At 60.6% G+C, this 15,779-nt stretch carries 16 protein-coding genes; 6 read left to right on the forward strand and 10 right to left on the reverse strand.

From position 1 onward, the window contains the following. Window positions 1-8: 8 nt before the first annotated feature. The 4 genes from GYM54_RS17820 to GYM54_RS17835 all read right to left on the reverse strand — a co-directional run bounded on the left by GYM54_RS17820 (window position 9) and on the right by GYM54_RS17835 (window position 4,454). Window positions 9-518 carry a DUF2271 domain-containing protein gene (locus GYM54_RS17820; RefSeq protein WP_131649875.1) on the reverse strand — a complete coding sequence of 170 codons (510 nt, stop codon included), beginning with the start codon at window positions 516-518 and terminating at the stop codon, window positions 9-11. A gap of 9 nt (window positions 519-527) precedes the next feature. Next, on the reverse strand, window positions 528-1,121 hold the full coding sequence (locus GYM54_RS17825; RefSeq protein WP_181100051.1) for a PepSY-associated TM helix domain-containing protein: 594 nt from the start codon (window positions 1,119-1,121) through the stop codon (window positions 528-530). Between the two features lie 162 nt (window positions 1,122-1,283). Continuing rightward, window positions 1,284-3,512: a TonB-dependent receptor domain-containing protein gene (locus GYM54_RS17830; RefSeq protein WP_181100052.1), complete on the reverse strand. Its 2,229-nt coding sequence runs from the start codon at window positions 3,510-3,512 to the stop codon at window positions 1,284-1,286. A gap of 249 nt (window positions 3,513-3,761) precedes the next feature. Further along, on the reverse strand, window positions 3,762-4,454 hold the full coding sequence (locus GYM54_RS17835) for an SIMPL domain-containing protein (RefSeq protein ID WP_131649878.1): 693 nt from the start codon (window positions 4,452-4,454) through the stop codon (window positions 3,762-3,764). Between the two features lie 320 nt (window positions 4,455-4,774). On the opposite strand from GYM54_RS17835, the gene GYM54_RS17840 reads away from it, so the two are divergent. The 6 genes from GYM54_RS17840 (at window position 4,775) to GYM54_RS17865 (ending at window position 9,689) form a co-directional block, all read left to right on the forward strand. Continuing rightward, complete coding sequence (locus tag GYM54_RS17840) at window positions 4,775-6,034, forward strand: ATP-binding protein (protein WP_131649879.1); 1,260 nt, start codon at window positions 4,775-4,777, stop codon at window positions 6,032-6,034. Window positions 6,035-6,061: 27 nt separating this feature from the next. Continuing rightward, window positions 6,062-6,622, forward strand: a complete 561-nt coding sequence (locus GYM54_RS17845; protein WP_131649880.1) for a response regulator transcription factor — start codon at window positions 6,062-6,064, stop codon at window positions 6,620-6,622. Between the two features lie 191 nt (window positions 6,623-6,813). Further along, a complete protein-coding gene (locus GYM54_RS17850; RefSeq protein ID WP_197445791.1) occupies window positions 6,814-7,755 on the forward strand; it encodes an AEC family transporter in 942 nt (313 codons plus the stop codon). A gap of 175 nt (window positions 7,756-7,930) precedes the next feature. Next, a complete protein-coding gene (locus GYM54_RS17855; RefSeq protein WP_197445792.1) occupies window positions 7,931-8,911 on the forward strand; it encodes a M23 family metallopeptidase in 981 nt (326 codons plus the stop codon). After that, on the forward strand, window positions 8,892-9,248 hold the full coding sequence (locus tag GYM54_RS17860; RefSeq protein ID WP_131649883.1) for a hypothetical protein: 357 nt from the start codon (window positions 8,892-8,894) through the stop codon (window positions 9,246-9,248). The genes GYM54_RS17855 and GYM54_RS17860 overlap by 20 nt, the downstream gene beginning before the upstream one ends. 15 nt (window positions 9,249-9,263) lie before the next feature. Continuing rightward, a complete protein-coding gene (locus GYM54_RS17865; protein WP_131649884.1) occupies window positions 9,264-9,689 on the forward strand; it encodes a polymer-forming cytoskeletal protein in 426 nt (141 codons plus the stop codon). A 69-nt stretch (window positions 9,690-9,758) separates the two neighbouring features. Here the strand turns inward: GYM54_RS17865 and GYM54_RS17870 are convergent, their stop codons facing one another. The 6 genes from GYM54_RS17870 to gatC all read right to left on the reverse strand — a co-directional run bounded on the left by GYM54_RS17870 (window position 9,759) and on the right by gatC (window position 15,750). Further along, a complete protein-coding gene (locus GYM54_RS17870) occupies window positions 9,759-10,850 on the reverse strand; it encodes a calcium/sodium antiporter (RefSeq protein WP_181100062.1) in 1,092 nt (363 codons plus the stop codon). A gap of 28 nt (window positions 10,851-10,878) precedes the next feature. Beyond that, window positions 10,879-11,964: a calcium/sodium antiporter gene (locus GYM54_RS17875; protein ID WP_181100070.1), complete on the reverse strand. Its 1,086-nt coding sequence runs from the start codon at window positions 11,962-11,964 to the stop codon at window positions 10,879-10,881. A gap of 32 nt (window positions 11,965-11,996) precedes the next feature. Then, window positions 11,997-12,380 (reverse strand): septal ring lytic transglycosylase RlpA family protein, encoded by a 384-nt coding sequence (locus tag GYM54_RS17880; RefSeq protein ID WP_181100072.1) that lies wholly within the window; start codon window positions 12,378-12,380, stop codon window positions 11,997-11,999. 159 nt (window positions 12,381-12,539) lie between these two features. Continuing rightward, complete coding sequence (gene gatB / locus GYM54_RS17885; RefSeq protein ID WP_181100075.1) at window positions 12,540-13,985, reverse strand: Asp-tRNA(Asn)/Glu-tRNA(Gln) amidotransferase subunit GatB; 1,446 nt, start codon at window positions 13,983-13,985, stop codon at window positions 12,540-12,542. Between the two features lie 11 nt (window positions 13,986-13,996). Then, window positions 13,997-15,448, reverse strand: a complete 1,452-nt coding sequence (gene gatA / locus GYM54_RS17890) for an Asp-tRNA(Asn)/Glu-tRNA(Gln) amidotransferase subunit GatA (RefSeq protein ID WP_181100076.1) — start codon at window positions 15,446-15,448, stop codon at window positions 13,997-13,999. A 14-nt stretch (window positions 15,449-15,462) separates the two neighbouring features. Further along, window positions 15,463-15,750 carry an Asp-tRNA(Asn)/Glu-tRNA(Gln) amidotransferase subunit GatC gene (gatC, locus tag GYM54_RS17895; RefSeq protein WP_131649890.1) on the reverse strand — a complete coding sequence of 96 codons (288 nt, stop codon included), beginning with the start codon at window positions 15,748-15,750 and terminating at the stop codon, window positions 15,463-15,465. Window positions 15,751-15,779 lie beyond the last annotated feature (29 nt).

Raw genomic sequence — 15,779 nt, forward strand, 5'->3', positions numbered from 1 at the left:
TCCTTGGGTCATTGAGTCAGTTCGAGAGTGACGGTGCCCAGTTCGCTTTCGCCCTGGGCCTGATGCGTTTCGGTCTTTTCCGGCGGCCAGCTGAATGGCAGGCGCAGCAGTTCGCGCCCGCCGACTTCACGCGCGGCCTCCACCACCAGACGGTATTCGCCGGCAGGCAGTGTGTTGAGCGGTGCGTTTTTGTCGGTAAAGCTCAGGCTATGGGTGCCGACCGCGCGTGTTGCGCCGCTGACGCCATCCACCGGCATGTCCAGGCTGCGACCGCTGCGTCGCCACCATTCGCGCATGTCCTTGAGCCATTTTTCGCCTTCGTTGTCCTTGAGCTTCAGGTCGTACCAGACGGCGAGGTTGGCGACATGGCTCTTGTCGGGCTGCTCCAGCCACAGCGCCACGTAGGGACGGTGATACTCGGCGACCTGCAGACGCGGGATTTCCACCTCGATTTTCAGATCGGCGGCCATCAGCGGCGCACTGAGTAGGGCTAGGGGCAACAGCAAGGTTTTTCGCATGGCAGATCCTTAATGAATAAACAGCAGCGCCAGCAGCAGCGGGATAACCAACCCGGCCCCGACCAGCGGCCAGGTCGTCGGTCGGCCACCGGCGTGACGCTGCAGTAGCAACAGTCCGGTAAGGCTGAAGACCACACAGGCCGCCGCGAAGATGTCGATGAACCAGCTCCAGGCAGTGCCGGTGTTGCGGCCCTTGTGAAGGTCGTTGAGGTAGGAAATCCAGCCGCGATCGGTGGATTCGTACAGCAGTTCGCCGTTTTCCAGCGTAAGGCTCAGCCAGGCGTCGCCGCCGGGGCGGGGCAGGGCGATATAGAGTTCGCCGTCGGACCATTCGGCGTCGCGATCGCCAAGGTCAATGCTCAGCTCGCTCTCGAGCCACTGGCGCAGCGCATCAGGAAGTCCGGCTTCAGGCGTCTGGGACAGCAACTGGTTTTGCAGTTCCGGAGGCAGCTCGGCCTGGCGCTCGGTCACCCTGGGTTGCGCCTCAATCTGCGCGGCATGGTTGAGCGTGATCCCGGTAACCGCGAACAGCAGCATACCGACCAGGCACAGCGCAGAGCTGATCCAGTGCCATTGGCGGAGCGTGCCGAGCCAAAGGTGCATGGTGGTCCTTGTCGTGTGAGGGAATGGCGGATTCTAGGACGCTTGATCTTTCAAACGCTAAAGATTTACCAATGGCATACATTCGCGTCTCGCAGCGGGCAGCTGATCCTAAAGCGATGAAGCCGGAGTAAACCCCGGCTTCATCAGCGTCACGCTGCTGGCTCAGAACGTGATGTTGGCAGACAGCCAGAGGCGGCGGCCTTCTTCGATGACCCCGTCGGTGCCGCGACCGATCTGTGCATAGTCGGAGACCCAGCTCGCACCATTGTTGTAATAGGTGCCGGTGGTGAAGTCCTTGTCGAAGAGGTTGTAGATAGTGGCATTGAGCGTCAGGTTTTGCGTGGCTTTATACGAGCCTCCCAGATGGAAAACCTCGTAGGCTTCGAGGTCGCCCGCAGCATCGATCACCTGTTTGTTAGCATTCGTCAGGGTTGCGTAGCGCTGGTTGAAGCGCGCACGCTCACCGCGGTATTCACCCTTGAACCAAAGGTTCAGCTGATCGGTCGCTTGCCAGCTCAGGCGGGCAAACGCCATGTGCATAGGTGTGTTGGTCAACCGCGCGCCCTTGTCTGCGCCAGTAGTTTGCTCGCTGTCGGTATAGGTGTAGTTGGCGCTCACGCTCCAGGTTGGAGCGAACGCCCATTTGCCAGCCAGCTCGAAACCGCGAATCCGGGCCTCGCCAATATTAATGTCCTGCGAGAAGAACTCCTGCTGGAAGCCTGGCCCATAGCTGACGCAGCTTGGCTGATTAGGCGAGCCGGGGAAAAAACAGTTTGCCTGGCTTGGGCCGGTATCGATCTTGTCCTTGAACTTCGTATGGAACAGGGTCGCGTTGGCGTTGAAGTTCGAAAGGTTGGCGTAGTAAACGCCGAACTCGGTGTTGGTCGATTCTTCAGGGTCAAGATCCGGATTGCCGAACGAGATGTTCTGGCCTTGGCCACTGATTGAGCTGATGCCGTCATGCAACTGATTGAGTGTCGGAGTCTTGTAGCCTTTGCTGACGCCGCCTTTCATCGTCCAGCTGTCTGTCGTGTTCCAGACGAGATAGGCGCGCGGGCTGATGTGGCCACCGAACGCTTCGTGATCCTCGTAACGTGCACCAAGGGTGAGCGCCAGATCGTGGCGCAGCCGCCACTCGTCTTCAACGAACAGTGCCCAGGATTTCTGTGCGAAATCTTCGCCTGCGACGCCGTCGGTCACTTCGGCATCCCAGTACTGACCGCCCACGGTGAGGATATGGTTGTCGCCTAGAGGCGCGACGAGCTTGGTGTCAAAAACCAGGTCGGTGGATTCGAGCTCCCGATCATCGCCACCGATGATGGCTTGATAGGGCGCGTCGTACGGCACACCGAGAGTGCCGGGAATGGTACGGCCGAGGGTCTCTGTCTGGTTGTAGGTGATGCTGCTGTCCAAGGTGCCGAAGCCCAGCCGTCCGGTGTGGCTGAGAGCGAATTGATCACGCTCGAAACGTAGCTGATCCTGATAGCCGCTGATGTTGGTCGGGTCGTCTGCGGCGCAGCCAGCTACGGCGTTACTGCCGGTCGAAGCCTTGCCATCGAGGGTGCCCAATTGACAGTTGTCGTTCTCGTAAACTTGCCGGCCGCGTTCGAAATCCAGAGCGAAATCGTGATCATCGTGAGGGGTCAGGGTGAGGCGGGTCCCGATGTTGTAGTTGCGGCCCTCGACTGGAGAAGCGCCGCGCTTGCTGACGGTCGAGTCGTTATCGAAGGTCAGGTTCGACTCTTCACGATCAAAGAAGCTCCCGCGCACCGCCAGGCCGAGCAGTCCTTCAGTGAGTGGGCCGCTGGCGTATACGCTGGTGCTGCTGGTGTCGCCATAATCGCTGTCTTCCTGGAAGGTATGATCCAGCGTGACCGCAGCACCCCATTCGTCAGCTACTTTCCTAGTGATGATGTTGACCACGCCGCCCATCGCATCCGAACCGTAGAGAGTGGACATCGGGCCGCGGATCACTTCGATGCGCTCGATAGCTGACAGCGGCGGCATGAAGCTGGTACGGGTTTCGTTGAACCCGTTGGGCGTAACGTTTCCAGCAGTATTCTGACGGCGCCCATCGATCAGGATCAGCGTGTAGTCGCTGGGCATGCCGCGCATGCTGATATCCAGGCCGCCGGTCTTGCCGGTGCCCTGACGGATGTCTACACCTTCCACCTCATCCAACGCCTGGGCTAGGTTGCTGTAACGCTTGGTCCGGAGTTCTTCACTGCTGATCACACTGATGCTTGCCGGAGCCTCGGTAATCTTCTGCTCGAAACCCGAGGCGCTGACCACGGTGTCGCTCAGCGTGACTGGGCTGGTGTCGGCGAACGTATGAAAGCTGCAGCCGAGCAAGGCCACGGCCAGTGCTGAGCGAGTGAACGGGGCGTGCATGCGCGAAGATCCTTTGTTAGAAGCATTGTTTGGCGCGCATGATAGTGATTCGCGATAACCGTTTGGAATGATGTCGTTACGGCAAATCGCTGCGGACTCGAAGCTGCAAGGCTGCGCGCCTTGCGCCGTCAGGCTTTGCGACTGTGTATCAAATTATTTGGCAGGGTTGCGATTGAGGGCGCCGTACCGACCCGTCCCGTTTGCAACAGCCTCCTCGGCTGATTTGGCAGAGGAGACTGCATATTTGGCTCAGGGCATCTGAACTTCGATCACGCCGTCGGCGTTGATGCTGATCTGACGGGTTCCGGCCTCGACCTCCGGTGTCGGAGCGGAATCCATGCTCTTCATCGCGAAGTTACGCATCACCGGTTGATAACCACCGCCGCTGTTCAGGTTGAGGTTGACGATCTTGTAGTCGCTGCCGCCGAGCGCTTCGGTGGCCAGTTGTGCGCGGGCGCGGAAGGCCGCGACGGCATCCTTCAGCAAGGCGTCCTCGTTCTGTTTACGGATGGCGTCGGAGACGCTGAATTGCATGCTGTCCATCTTGAGGTCTTGCATCAGCTCACCGGTAAGCTTGGACAGCGCAGCGAAATCGCCACTTTCCAGGCGCAACTCGGCACGCTCGCGCCAAGCGGTGATCTGCTGCCCTTTTTCCTCATAGACCGGATAGCTGCTGCGGCTGCCTTGGCTGACGACGATGCCTTTCGCCAGGCGCGCACGCTGCAGGGCTTTGTTCATGGCTTCGGTCGTTTGCGCGGCCAACTGCGCCGGATCTTCGTGCTGGGCCTCGCTGTAAAGCGTGACATGCATGCGATCGTGCGCCACTTCGCTGGTGGCCTCGGCTCGCAGGGAAATCTGGTTGTAGTGTTGCTCATCGGCGACAGCCGAGAGGCAAACGATAGAGGCCAGCAGTGCGACGCTGCGGGTTACGGATACGAACATGACGGCTCCTGATTTCGATGGCACCAGTGGTGCGGCGCAGAGACTTTAACAGGCTGTTAGGAAACTATCTGCGTCGCCTGGCCGGCCGCATCAAACCAGCGTTACAAATCGCCAGTCCGGTCGAAATACTCATCTACTAGTTCGTAACTCGATCGCGAGCCCGGTCCGTTTCTCCGCCTTGTCTTGGCTGCCTCGCCAACGTTTTTCAACAGCCTTGTTAGACGTTGAGCGGCGCGATGCAGTTTTTCGTGCGTCGCGTTGCCGCATGAGGGCTGTCTTTCGGGCGCCTTGGTTATACTCGCGACTCCGTTGGAGAGTCCATGTACGCATCCGTTCACCTGCTTTCAGCCAGTCGCCAGAATCTACGGCTACTTACTCTGATCCGCATCCTTGTGCTCGCCGCGCAGGCGGGCGCGGTGGGGCTCGCCTATGCCACTCAACTGTTCGGACTGCCGTGGTTTCATCTGGGCGTCACACTGGCCGTCTCGGCGCTGATCTGCCTGGGCACCGCTCTGCGATTGCGCGGACCCTGGCCGGTGACCGAGCTCGAATACGCCGTGCATCTGGCCGCAGACCTGTTGATCCACAGTGCGCTGCTTTATTACTCGGGCGGTTCGACCAATCCGTTCGTTTCCTATTATCTGGTGCCGCTCACCATCGCTGCTGCGACCTTGCCATGGATGTATTCGGTGGTTCTGTCGGGGCTGGCGCTTGCCGGCTATACCTTGATGCTGGTGTGGTACGACCCGGTCATCGCGCCGCCGGTCGATCGCACGACCTTGCTGGTTTACGGCATGTGGCTGAGCTTTGCGCTGGCGGCAGCGTTGATCACCTTTTTCGTGGCGCGCATGGCCGAGCAGCTGCGCCGCCAGGAAGAGTTCCAGGCTCAGCGACGCGAGGAAAGCATGCGCGATCAGCAATTGCTCGCCGTGGCAACGCAGGCAGCTGGGGCGGCGCACGAGCTGGGAACGCCATTGGCGACCATGAGCGTGCTGCTCAAGGAGCTCCGGCAGGACTATCAGCAACCTCAATTGAACGAAGATCTGGCACTGCTGCAATCGCAGGTTCAGCTGTGCAAGGAAAGCCTGCGTCAGCTGGTGCGTGCCGCCGAGGCGGATCGCCGCCAGGCCGTCGTCGAGCAAACGGCGCGTGAATGGGTTGAGTCGGTGCTGCAGCGCTGGCATCTGATGCACCCGGAGGCCACCTTCCGCTTTCAGTGTCTGGGCAAGGGTACGCCCCCACGCCTGATGCCGCCGGCTGATCTAGGGCAATCGCTGCTCAACCTGCTGAACAACGCCACCGATGCCAGCCCGGATAATCTGGATATTCGCCTGGATTGGGATGCGCAGTGGATCAAACTGACCATTCGCGATCATGGCGCCGGTGTACCGCTAGCGATCGCCGAACAGATCGGGCGGCCGTTTATCACGACCAAAGGCAAGGGGTTCGGCCTCGGCCTGTTCCTGAGCCAGGCCAGCGTTACCCGCGCCGGCGGCACGGTGAAGCTCTACAATCACGAAGAAGGTGGCACCCTGACAGAGTTGCGCCTGCCGCATGGCTCGGTGCGGGCCAGAACCTGACGTGACACTAACGCGAGGAATGCAAGCATGACCGAAGAGTTGCAGCACGAAGGCGAAGATCAGCCTCATCTGCTGCTGGTGGACGACGATCCCACATTTACCCGTGTCATGGCGCGGGCCATGAGCCGTCGTGGTTTGCACGTCAGCATCGCCGGGTCGGCCGAGGAAGGCCTGGAGATGGCGAAGCAGGAACTCCCTGACTACGCGGTGCTGGATCTGAAGATGGATGGGGATTCCGGTTTGGTGCTGCTGCCCAAATTGCTCGAGCTGGACCCGGAAATGAAGGTGCTCATCCTCACCGGCTATTCGAGCATCGCCACCGCGGTCGAGGCTATCAAGCGTGGCGCCTGCAATTACCTGTGCAAGCCCGCCGATGCCGACGATGTGCTGGCCGCGTTGCTTTCCAAACATGCCGATCTGGATACGCTGGTTCCGGAAAACCCCATGTCGGTCGATCGCCTGCAGTGGGAACATATTCAGCGCGTACTGGCCGAACATGACGGCAACATTTCCGCCACGGCGCGCGCGCTGGGCATGCACCGGCGGACTTTGCAGCGCAAACTGCAAAAACGTCCGGTAAGGCGGTAGAAAGGCAGCCTTGAACTTGAAGCTGGAAGCGAGTCGTTTGGCGGTTCGTACCCAGCTTGCGACTTAGGATGAAAAGCGGCGGTAAACCTCAAGCTGCAAGAAAAAACTCGACGGGCTTGGGGCAGTCCAGCCCATTAGCTTCCAGCTCTTAAGCGATTACCATAAGCGGCCCCTTCGCCATCGAGCCCATCATGCTTTCCGTTGCCGTTCAGACCCTGGGCGTTACCGCCCCGGTGTTCGTCATGTTGTTCATCGGTATAGCGCTCAAGCGGCTGGGCTGGATCGACGCTGCGTTCATTCAGACGGCATCGGCGCTGGTGTTCAACGCCACCATGCCTGCCCTACTGTTCATCTCGATCATCAAGGCCGATCTGGATGCGGCGTTGCAGCCGAGCCTGTTGATCTACTACGTCATCGCCACCGTCGCGACCTTCTTTCTCGCCTGGGCCTGGGCGCTCTGGCGTTGTCCGTCTGCCGATCGTGGCGTCTACGTTCAGGGCGCGTTTCGCGGCAATAACGGTATCGTCGGCCTGGCGCTGGCAACCAGTCTTTATGGCGATTACGGCCTGTCGCTGGGCGGTGTTCTTGCGGGCGTGGTGATACTGCTCTACAACAGCTTGTCGGCGCTGATTTTGGCGATCTACAGCCCAGGCGCGCGCGCCAGTGCTGGATCGATCCTGCTCAGCATCTTGCGCAATCCGCTGATCATCGGCGTGACGATGGCCATCCCATTTACCTATTGGCAGATTCCGCTGCCGGACTGGTTGATGACTTCCGGCCAGTATTTCGCACAGATGACCTTGCCGCTGGCGCTCATTTGCATCGGCGGCACACTGTCGCTTTCGGTCCTGCGCGAGAGCAGCGGCATGGCCATCAGCGCAAGCCTGATGAAGATGGTCTGGCTTCCTGCGCTGGCCACAGCGGGGGCTTGGCTGGTTGGCTTCCGTGACGCGGAGCTGGGCATCCTGTTCCTGTACTTCGCCAGTCCTACGGCTTCGGCAAGCTTCGTCATGGCGCGAGCGGTCAACGCCAATCATCAACTGGCGGCGATCATCATTGTGATCACCACATTGATCGCTGCGCTGAGCATCAACCTCGGGCTGTTATTGCTTGGCTGGCTGGGGTGGCTTTAAACGCCGCTTGCCCGTGTTGTGATCAATGTCCTCTTTCCCAGCTTAAGAAATTCAGCGGAATAGTCGTAATCGCTCAATAGGCCTCAGAAAAAAACACCGGTTTCCGTCACATTGCCTCGGACGGTCGATGGCGTTTCTATCAGTGGTGGGCCGCCTTGTTTTCTGAGGATTGACGATGTCGTTTTTCACACCTTCGAGCCGTTCGCTAACGCGTGATGCCAATCGCGTCGTCAACCAGCATCGCCTGTTCGGTCCAGGTCTGGCGTTGCTGCTGCTCCTCAATCTCGGAACCTTTGCCGGTGGCATTTGGATCGGACGGGATATAGAGCCTCAGCGTGAGGCCGCGAGTCAGGATGAGCCGGCCCTCGGAAGCGAAGATCGCTTCGCCATTGCGCGTGTCGGAAAAGTGGTGGGTCGGCTGAAATCCATCGAGGCCGATGTGCTCGCATTGCAGGACATGCTCGGCGAGCAGCGTATTCTGAGTCAGCAACTCTCGGCCCTCGATCCAACCCTGCTGCCCTTGCTGGCGCCGGAGCCGGCTGTTGGCGGCGAAGGGCAGGGCGGCGTGCTGCTACCGCCACGAGGATGCTCGAGTGAGCTGACATTGGGGGTCGACAGCGTATCGCTCGACGATCTGGAACGCACCGAGACGTCGGCGCACTGCATGCGTGTGTTGTTGGACGGCATGCTTCAGCGTGTGGCAGAACGCAACGCGGCGCTCATGGCGATTCCGTCCCGCCGCCCTGTCGGCGAAGCGCGCTTGGGATCGGCCTACGGTAACCGTATCGATCCGTTCAGAAAGCAACCAGCCTTCCATTCGGGCGTGGATTTCGCGTTGCGCTCCGGTTCCGACGTAGTCGCTGCGGCGGGTGGTCGGGTGAGCTTTGCCGGCTATCGCGGCGCGTACGGCAAGCTGGTGGTAATCGATCACGGCAATCGGCTGGTGACTCGCTACGCACATCTGTCGCGTCTGCACGTGCGCGTGGGCGATGTGGTAACGCCTGAGCAGCTGATCGGGGCGGTGGGTTCCACCGGGCGCTCCACTGGTCCGCATCTTCATTTCGAGGTGCTGCACAAGGGGCGATTCGTCGATCCTCAGCGCTTCCTCGCCCTTGGCGATCTAGAGCGGGACAGCGATGTTCAGGCTCAAGACTAAAACGCTAGATACTCGCGAACTGCTACGTTCCGAGCATCGTTTACAAGCCCGTCGCAGCTCGCGTTCGTGGCTCTGGTTGATCTTCGCGATGCTGTGCGTGATTGGCGCGCTGCTTTATTTGCGCGTTATCGAGCATGGCGCCTACGAGCGGCAGGTCGCCGCGCTGGACATTGAAAATCAGGCGCTCCGGGATGCGCTCGAGCAGAGTCGGCTGCACCGCCAGGAAGCCGAAGCGACGCAGGAGCAGTTGCTCGGGCGCATCGCCAAGCTGTCCGAGCAAATCGAGCGACTGCAGACAGACCTGGCTTTTTTCCGCCAGCAGAAGAAAGCCCGTTAATACCGAGGAATAGAAATGTTCGACAAGAAGAAGCCGGCGCCGAAAGTCGCCGTCGACCAGTTCTCCAGTCTGATTTCCGGCAATGTCTCGCTGGCCGGCGATATGGCGTTCGAGGAAGGGCTGAAAATCAGCGGCACGGTGACAGGCAACGTCTGCCACAAGCCTGGAACGCACAGCCTGCTGGCATTGAGCGCCGACGGCCGGATCGAGGGTAATGTCAGCAGTTACGATGCGCTGATCGACGGCGTCATCGTAGGCGATCTGGTGGTCGAGCACCTGCTCGAACTGCATTCCAACGCTCGGGTCTGCGGGAATATCCGCTACCGTCAGCTGAGCATGGAAAACGGCGCCGTAGTCGACGGCACGCTCAGCCGGATGAGTGACGAAGAAGAGACCGCGCAGGTTTTCGAACTGCCGCGGTCTCAGGCTCGCGAAGGTTGAGTCGAGGAGCGGCCCGGCCTGAAGTCCACTTGCTTCCAGGCCGGTCCGCTAGCAGGTGTGCAGAGGCTGCTATTGGCGCTGTTTCTTCCAGGCCCGGCTGGCGATAACTAATAACGTCACTGCGGTCAGTGGTAAGGCATAGCCGATCATCGCATCACCAAAGGTTTCAGCAAACGGTCGTCCAGTGCTGGCCATTACCAGATACACCGTATACGCCACGTAATAGGCCAGGAACAGCAAGCCCTCCCAGCGGTTGATGGCGTAGCCGGTGAAGAAGATCGGCAGGCACGCCAGCGCCACCGCAATCATTACCGGGAAGTCAAAGGCCAGTGCGCTGGCAGCCACCGTGATCGCTTCGGGGGACACCATCGACGCCAGTCCCAGAACGCAGAGCAGGTTGAAGATATTGCTGCCGACGATATTGCCTACGGCGATGTCGCGCTCACCACGGATGGCGGCCAGGATCGAGGTGGCCAATTCGGGCAGCGAGGTGCCGACGGCGATCACCGTCAAGCCGATTACCAACTCTGACAAGCCCAGCGCGCGGGCCAGGGACACGGCGCCCTCCACCAGGAAGTTGGAGCCCACCACCAACAGGATGAGTCCTACAACGACCAGGCCAGCGTTGATCAGGCCGGCATAAGGTTTGGGCTGCGCTTCGAGACCGAATTCTTTGGCGAACTCATCATCTGCGGTTGCGGCTGCATTGGCCTTCCGACTGCTGATGATCAGAAATAGGGTGTAGCCGACGACGGCGGCAAACAGCAGGGCGCCATCGAGGCGGCTCAGCGAGCCGTCCCAGGCCAGGGCGTAGGTGACCAGGCTGGCGCCAATCATGATCGGTACGTCGAGGCGGATCAGCTGGCGTGAAACGATGAGCGGCGCGACCAGCGCGGTCATACCAAGAATCAGCAGAACGTTGGCGATGTTGCTGCCGAGTACGTTACCGATGGCGATGTCGCCGCTGCCGTTCAGCGAAGCCTGCACGCTCACAGCCGTCTCCGGTGCACTGGTGCCGAATGCAACCACCGTCAGGCCGATGATCAACGGGGGAATGCCGAATTGCGCTGCCAGTTTGGCCGCGCCGCGTACCAGCACTTCGGCACCGGCAACGAGAAGCACCAGGCCAGCTATCAAGTAGACGAACGTCATCAGGGACACGAATGGTTGCTCCAAAAGAAGGGTTGGCTCAGCGCTGGTGTTTCCAAGCGCGCAGAAAGATCACGAAAAGCGTGATGGCGGTCAAGGGCAATACGTACCAAGTCATTGCATGGCGTAACAGGCTGATAGACGGCAGGCCGGTGGAAAACATCACGAGATAGAGCGTGTACGCCAAGTAATAGCCGAAAAACATGGCGCCCTCCCAGCGATTGATCCGGTAACCGGAGAAAAAGATCGGTAGGCAGGCACCAAATACGGCGAGCATGACGGGCAAATCGAAGGCTAGTGCATTGGGTGAAATGGATAAGCCGCCAGCCGAAACCAGTGCCCCGGCGCCAAGCACCAGCAGGAGGTTGAAAATGCAGCTGCCCACTACATTGCCGACGGCAATATCACGCTCTCCGCGATACACCGCCAGCAGCGAGGTTGCCAGCTCGGGCATGGAAGTGCCGACTGCAATCACCGTGAGACCGATCACCAGCTCCGACAGGCCCAGCGCCCTTGCCAGAGCCACCGCGCCGTCAATCAGCAGGTTCGACCCTGCCACCAGCAGGATCAGCCCGAGCAGTACCATCGACAGTTGAATCAGCCAGCCGAGTGGTTTCGGCTGGTCTGCAGGGCCGTATTCGATAGCGAACTCGTCGGGCCGTTCGCTCTTTTTCTCGCGCCTGCTGGCAATGACTAGAAAGGTTGTATAGAGCAGCAGAAAGGCAACCAGAACGCCGCCGTCCAGCCGACTGAGATCGCCGTCCCATGCGAGGGCGAAGGTCAGTATGCCAGCGCCGATCATTATCGGTACGTCCAGGCGTACCAGTTGGCGCGACACCAGCAGCGGCGCCACCAGCGCGGACAGTCCGAGAATCAGCAGGATGTTGGCGATATTGCTGCCGATCACATTGCCAACCGCGATGTCGCCGCTGCCGTTCAAGGCGGCTTGAACGCTGACAGCCGTTTCCGGTGCGCTGGTGCCGAACGCGACGACGGTCAGACCGATGATCAGTGGCGAGATACCGAAGCGTGCCGCAAGCTGCGAGGCGCCGCGCACCAAGGATTCGGCGCCCAGCACCAGTAATATCAATCCGCCAATCAGGTAGGCGAAAATCATCAAACTCATCCGAACTCCATGTGTACGGGCGCGTAAGCCCGTCAGTCGACCGTTTCGATTTCTACGTTGACTACACCGTCTTCGAGCAGATCGAGCTTGCCGGCCGCAACCCGCGACAGGTCGATAATGCGTCCCGGCTTGAACGGACCTCGGTCGACGATACGCACCGTTACCTTTTTGCCATTCTCCAGATTGGTCACTTTCACCTGGGTGCCAAATGGCAGGGTCTGGTGCGCGGCGACCAGTTCGTTCTGATTGAAGATCGTGCCGCTAGCGGTCTGCTCGCCATGAAAGCTACGAGCGTAATAGGAGGCCTTGCCCTGCTGGGTGAAGGTGCTTTTGACTTTCTGGTCGTTGCTCTGGTCTTCGGCGCAGCCGCCGATCAGGGCGAGCAGCAGTGGAACAAGCAGCGGTCTGGTACGCATGAGCCAATCCTTCTGCGCGGAATCGGTCAGATACCGGCCAGCGGATTGCTTCATGGCCTCGAAAGGCTTTGAGCGTCAAGCGGGGCAGCCGTTCAACGTTTCGTGTGTTGCGGTCAGTAGCGAAACGAGGCGAGCCTGATCACCGGCCCGCCCGTCGACTCAGCCCTCGAGTTTGCGTTTGAGCAGCTGGTTCACCTGGCCAGGGTTGGCCTTGCCTTTCGATGCCTTCATCGCTTGCCCGACGAAGAAGCCGAACATTTTGCCGCGCCTGGCTTCGTCGCTGGCGCGGTACTGCTCGACCTGCTCGGCGTTGGCCGCCAGCACCTCGTCCAGCATCGCCTCGATGGCGCCGGAGTCGGTGACTTGCTTGAGGCCTTTCTTCTCGATGATCTCGTCAGCCGAGCCTTCGCCGGAGGCCATCGCCTCGAACACCATCTTGGCGATTTTGCCGCTGATGGTGTCGTCCTTGATGCGCACGATCATGCCGCCCAGCTGTGCGGCGGATACCGGCGACTGGTCAATCTCCAGCCCATCCTTGTTGAGCAGGCTGGACAGCTCGCCCATCACCCAGTTGGCGGACAGCTTGGCATCGCCGCAGGTTGCATTGACCTGCTCGAAGTAATCGGCCAGCTCGCGGCTGGCAGCCAGGACGTCAGCGTCATAGGCGGACAGCCCGAATTCGCGCTGGAAGCGCTCGCGCTTCTGTACCGGTAGTTCCGGCAGGCTGGCACGGATATCGTCGAGAAAGCTCTGCTCGATCACCACCGGTAGCAGGTCGGGGCAGGGGAAGTAACGGTAGTCGTTGGCTTCCTCCTTGCTGCGCATGGAGCGCGTCTCGTCCTTGTTCGGGTCGTACAGGCGAGTTTCCTGAACCACCTTACCGCCGTCCTCGATCAGTTCGATCTGGCGCTGCACCTCGTGGTTGATGGCCTTTTCGATGAAGCGGAAGGAGTTGACGTTCTTGATTTCTGCGCGGGTACCGAACTCGGCCTGCCCCTTGGGCCGTACCGAGACGTTGCAGTCGCAGCGCAGCGAGCCCTCGGCCATGTTGCCGTCGCAGATGCCCAGGTAGCGCACCAGCGAGTGCATGGCTTTCACATAAGCGACCGCTTCCTTGGCCGAACGAATGTCCGGCTCGGATACGATTTCCAGCAGCGGCGTGCCGGCGCGGTTCAGGTCGATGCCGCTCATGCCGTGGAAGTCTTCGTGCAGGCTCTTGCCGGCATCTTCTTCCAGATGCGCACGGGTGATGCCGATGCGCCTGGTAGTGCCGTCTTCCAAGGTGATGTCGAGAAAGCCCTTGCCGACGATGGGGTGGTCCATCTGGCTGGTCTGATAGCCCTTGGGGAGGTCCGGGTAGAAGTAGTTCTTGCGCGCGAAAACGTTCTTCTCGGCAATCTCGGCATTGATCGCCAGGCCGAATTTGCAGGCCATGCGCACGGCTTCGGCGTTGAGCACCGGCAGCGTGCCGGGCATGCCCAGATCAACCAGGCTGGCCTGAGTGTTGGGTTCGGCGCCGAAAGTGGTAGCGCTGCCGGAGAAAATCTTCGATTGGGTCGAGAGCTGTGCGTGAATTTCCAGCCCGATCACGGTTTCCCATTGCATCTTCAATCTCCTCAGAATCCGGCCGGGGCGCGCAGGTGCCAGTCGCTGACCTGTTGATACTGGTGCGCCACGTTGAGCAGGCGCGCTTCCTGGAAGTAGGGCGCCAGAAGCTGTACGCCCACCGGCAGACCGTCGATGAAACCGGCCGGCATGGACAGGCCCGGAATGCCGGCGAGGTTGGCGGTGATGGTGTAGATGTCTTCCAGATAGGCCGAGACCGGATCGGCGTTCTTTTCGCCGAGCTTCCAGGCCAGGTTCGGCGTGGTCGGGCCGAGAATCACGTCGACTTCATTGAAGGCGCTGACGAAGTCGCTCTTGATCAGGCGACGGATCTTCTGCGCCTTCAGGTAATAGGCATCGTAGTAGCCGGCGGATAATGCATAGGTGCCAACCATGATTCGGCGCTTGACCTCGTCACCGAAACCTTCGGCGCGCGACCGCTTGTAGAGATCGGTGAGGTCCGCTGGATTCTCGCAGCGGTAACCGAAACGCACGCCATCGAAGCGCGACAGGTTGGAGCTGGCTTCGGCGGGCGCGATCACATAATAGGAAGGAATGGCGTGCTGCATGTTCGGCAGGCTGATGTCCTTCACCGTGGCGCCGAGCTTCTTCAGTTCTTCGACCACCGTCATCACCGCAGTGGCGATCTTGGGATCGAGGCCTTCGCCGAAGTATTCCTTCGGCAGGCCGATACGCAGGCCGGCGAGCGGCTGGCTAAGCGCGGCAAGGTAATCGTCCAGCGGTTGGTCGACGCTGGTGGAATCCTTCGAGTCGAAACCGGCCATGGCGCCGAGCATCAGCGCGCAGTCCTCGGCGGTGCGGGCCAGCGGGCCGCCCTGATCGAGACTGGAGGCATAAGCGATCATGCCCCAGCGCGACACACGGCCGTAGGTGGGCTTGATGCCGGTGAGGTTGGTCAGCGCGGCGGGCTGGCGGATCGAACCGCCCGTGTCGCTGCCAGTCGCGGCGGGTATCAAGCGCGCCGCCACCGCAGCGGCGGAACCACCCGAGGAGCCGCCCGGCACGCGGGTCAGGTCCCAAGGGTTTTTCACCGCCCCATAAAAGCTCGATTCGTTGGCCGAGCCCATGGCGAATTCGTCCATGTTCAGCTTGCCCAGCGAGACCGCACCGGCTGCGGCGAGCCGCTCGACAACGGTGGCGTCATAGGGGGACTTGAAACTGTCGAGGATCTTCGATCCGCAGCTGGTACGCACCCCCTGGGTACAGAAAAGATCCTTGTGACCGATTGGCGCACCCAGCAGCGCGCCATTCTCGCCATTGGCACGGCGTGCGTCGGCCGCCTGAGCCTGGGCAACGGCCTGCTCTTCGGTCACGGTGATGAAACTGTTCAATTGCGGATCGAGCGTCTGGATGCGTTCGAGCAGCGAGCGAGTCAGCTCTTCGGCGGAAAAGCGCTTGTCGGCCAGGGCGCGGGCGATCTCGGCGAGGGTCAGTTGATGCATGTCGGCGTCCTTCATTACTCGATCACCCGCGGGACCAGATACAACCCGTCTTCCACGGCCGGTGCGATCGCCTGGTAGCTGTCGCGCTGGTTGCGTTCTGTGACCTCGTCCGCACGCAGGCGCTGGCTAGTTTCCAGCGGGTGCGCCAGCGGCTCGATGCCGTTGGTGTCGACGGCTTGCATGCGGTCGATCAGGCCGAGGATGTTGTTCAGGGTCTCGGTGGTGCGGGGCAGGTCGTCTTCATTCAGACCCAGGCGGGCCAGATGAGCGATCTTTTCCACCTCGGAGCGTTCAAGCGCCATCGGGATTCTCCAGCGGGAAGCGAGTCGGG

Source organism: Pseudomonas sp. MTM4 (assembly GCF_019355055.1).
GTDB lineage: Bacteria > Pseudomonadota > Gammaproteobacteria > Pseudomonadales > Pseudomonadaceae > Stutzerimonas.

Coding starts and splice junctions, on each gene's coding strand:
- GYM54_RS17820 (WP_131649875.1), bottom strand. CDS start 518: ATGCGAAAAACCTTGCTGTTGCCCCTAGCCCTACTCAGTGCGCCGCTG.
- GYM54_RS17825 (WP_181100051.1), bottom strand. CDS start 1,121: ATGCACCTTTGGCTCGGCACGCTCCGCCAATGGCACTGGATCAGCTCT.
- GYM54_RS17830 (WP_181100052.1), bottom strand. CDS start 3,512: ATGCACGCCCCGTTCACTCGCTCAGCACTGGCCGTGGCCTTGCTCGGC.
- GYM54_RS17835 (WP_131649878.1), bottom strand. CDS start 4,454: ATGTTCGTATCCGTAACCCGCAGCGTCGCACTGCTGGCCTCTATCGTT.
- GYM54_RS17840 (WP_131649879.1), top strand. CDS start 4,775: ATGTACGCATCCGTTCACCTGCTTTCAGCCAGTCGCCAGAATCTACGG.
- GYM54_RS17845 (WP_131649880.1), top strand. CDS start 6,062: ATGACCGAAGAGTTGCAGCACGAAGGCGAAGATCAGCCTCATCTGCTG.
- GYM54_RS17850 (WP_197445791.1), top strand. CDS start 6,814: ATGCTTTCCGTTGCCGTTCAGACCCTGGGCGTTACCGCCCCGGTGTTC.
- GYM54_RS17855 (WP_197445792.1), top strand. CDS start 7,931: ATGTCGTTTTTCACACCTTCGAGCCGTTCGCTAACGCGTGATGCCAAT.
- GYM54_RS17860 (WP_131649883.1), top strand. CDS start 8,892: ATGTTCAGGCTCAAGACTAAAACGCTAGATACTCGCGAACTGCTACGT.
- GYM54_RS17865 (WP_131649884.1), top strand. CDS start 9,264: ATGTTCGACAAGAAGAAGCCGGCGCCGAAAGTCGCCGTCGACCAGTTC.
- GYM54_RS17875 (WP_181100070.1), bottom strand. CDS start 11,964: ATGAGTTTGATGATTTTCGCCTACCTGATTGGCGGATTGATATTACTG.
- GYM54_RS17880 (WP_181100072.1), bottom strand. CDS start 12,380: ATGCGTACCAGACCGCTGCTTGTTCCACTGCTGCTCGCCCTGATCGGC.
- gatB (WP_181100075.1), bottom strand. CDS start 13,985: ATGCAATGGGAAACCGTGATCGGGCTGGAAATTCACGCACAGCTCTCG.
- gatA (WP_181100076.1), bottom strand. CDS start 15,448: ATGCATCAACTGACCCTCGCCGAGATCGCCCGCGCCCTGGCCGACAAG.
- gatC (WP_131649890.1), bottom strand. CDS start 15,750: ATGGCGCTTGAACGCTCCGAGGTGGAAAAGATCGCTCATCTGGCCCGC.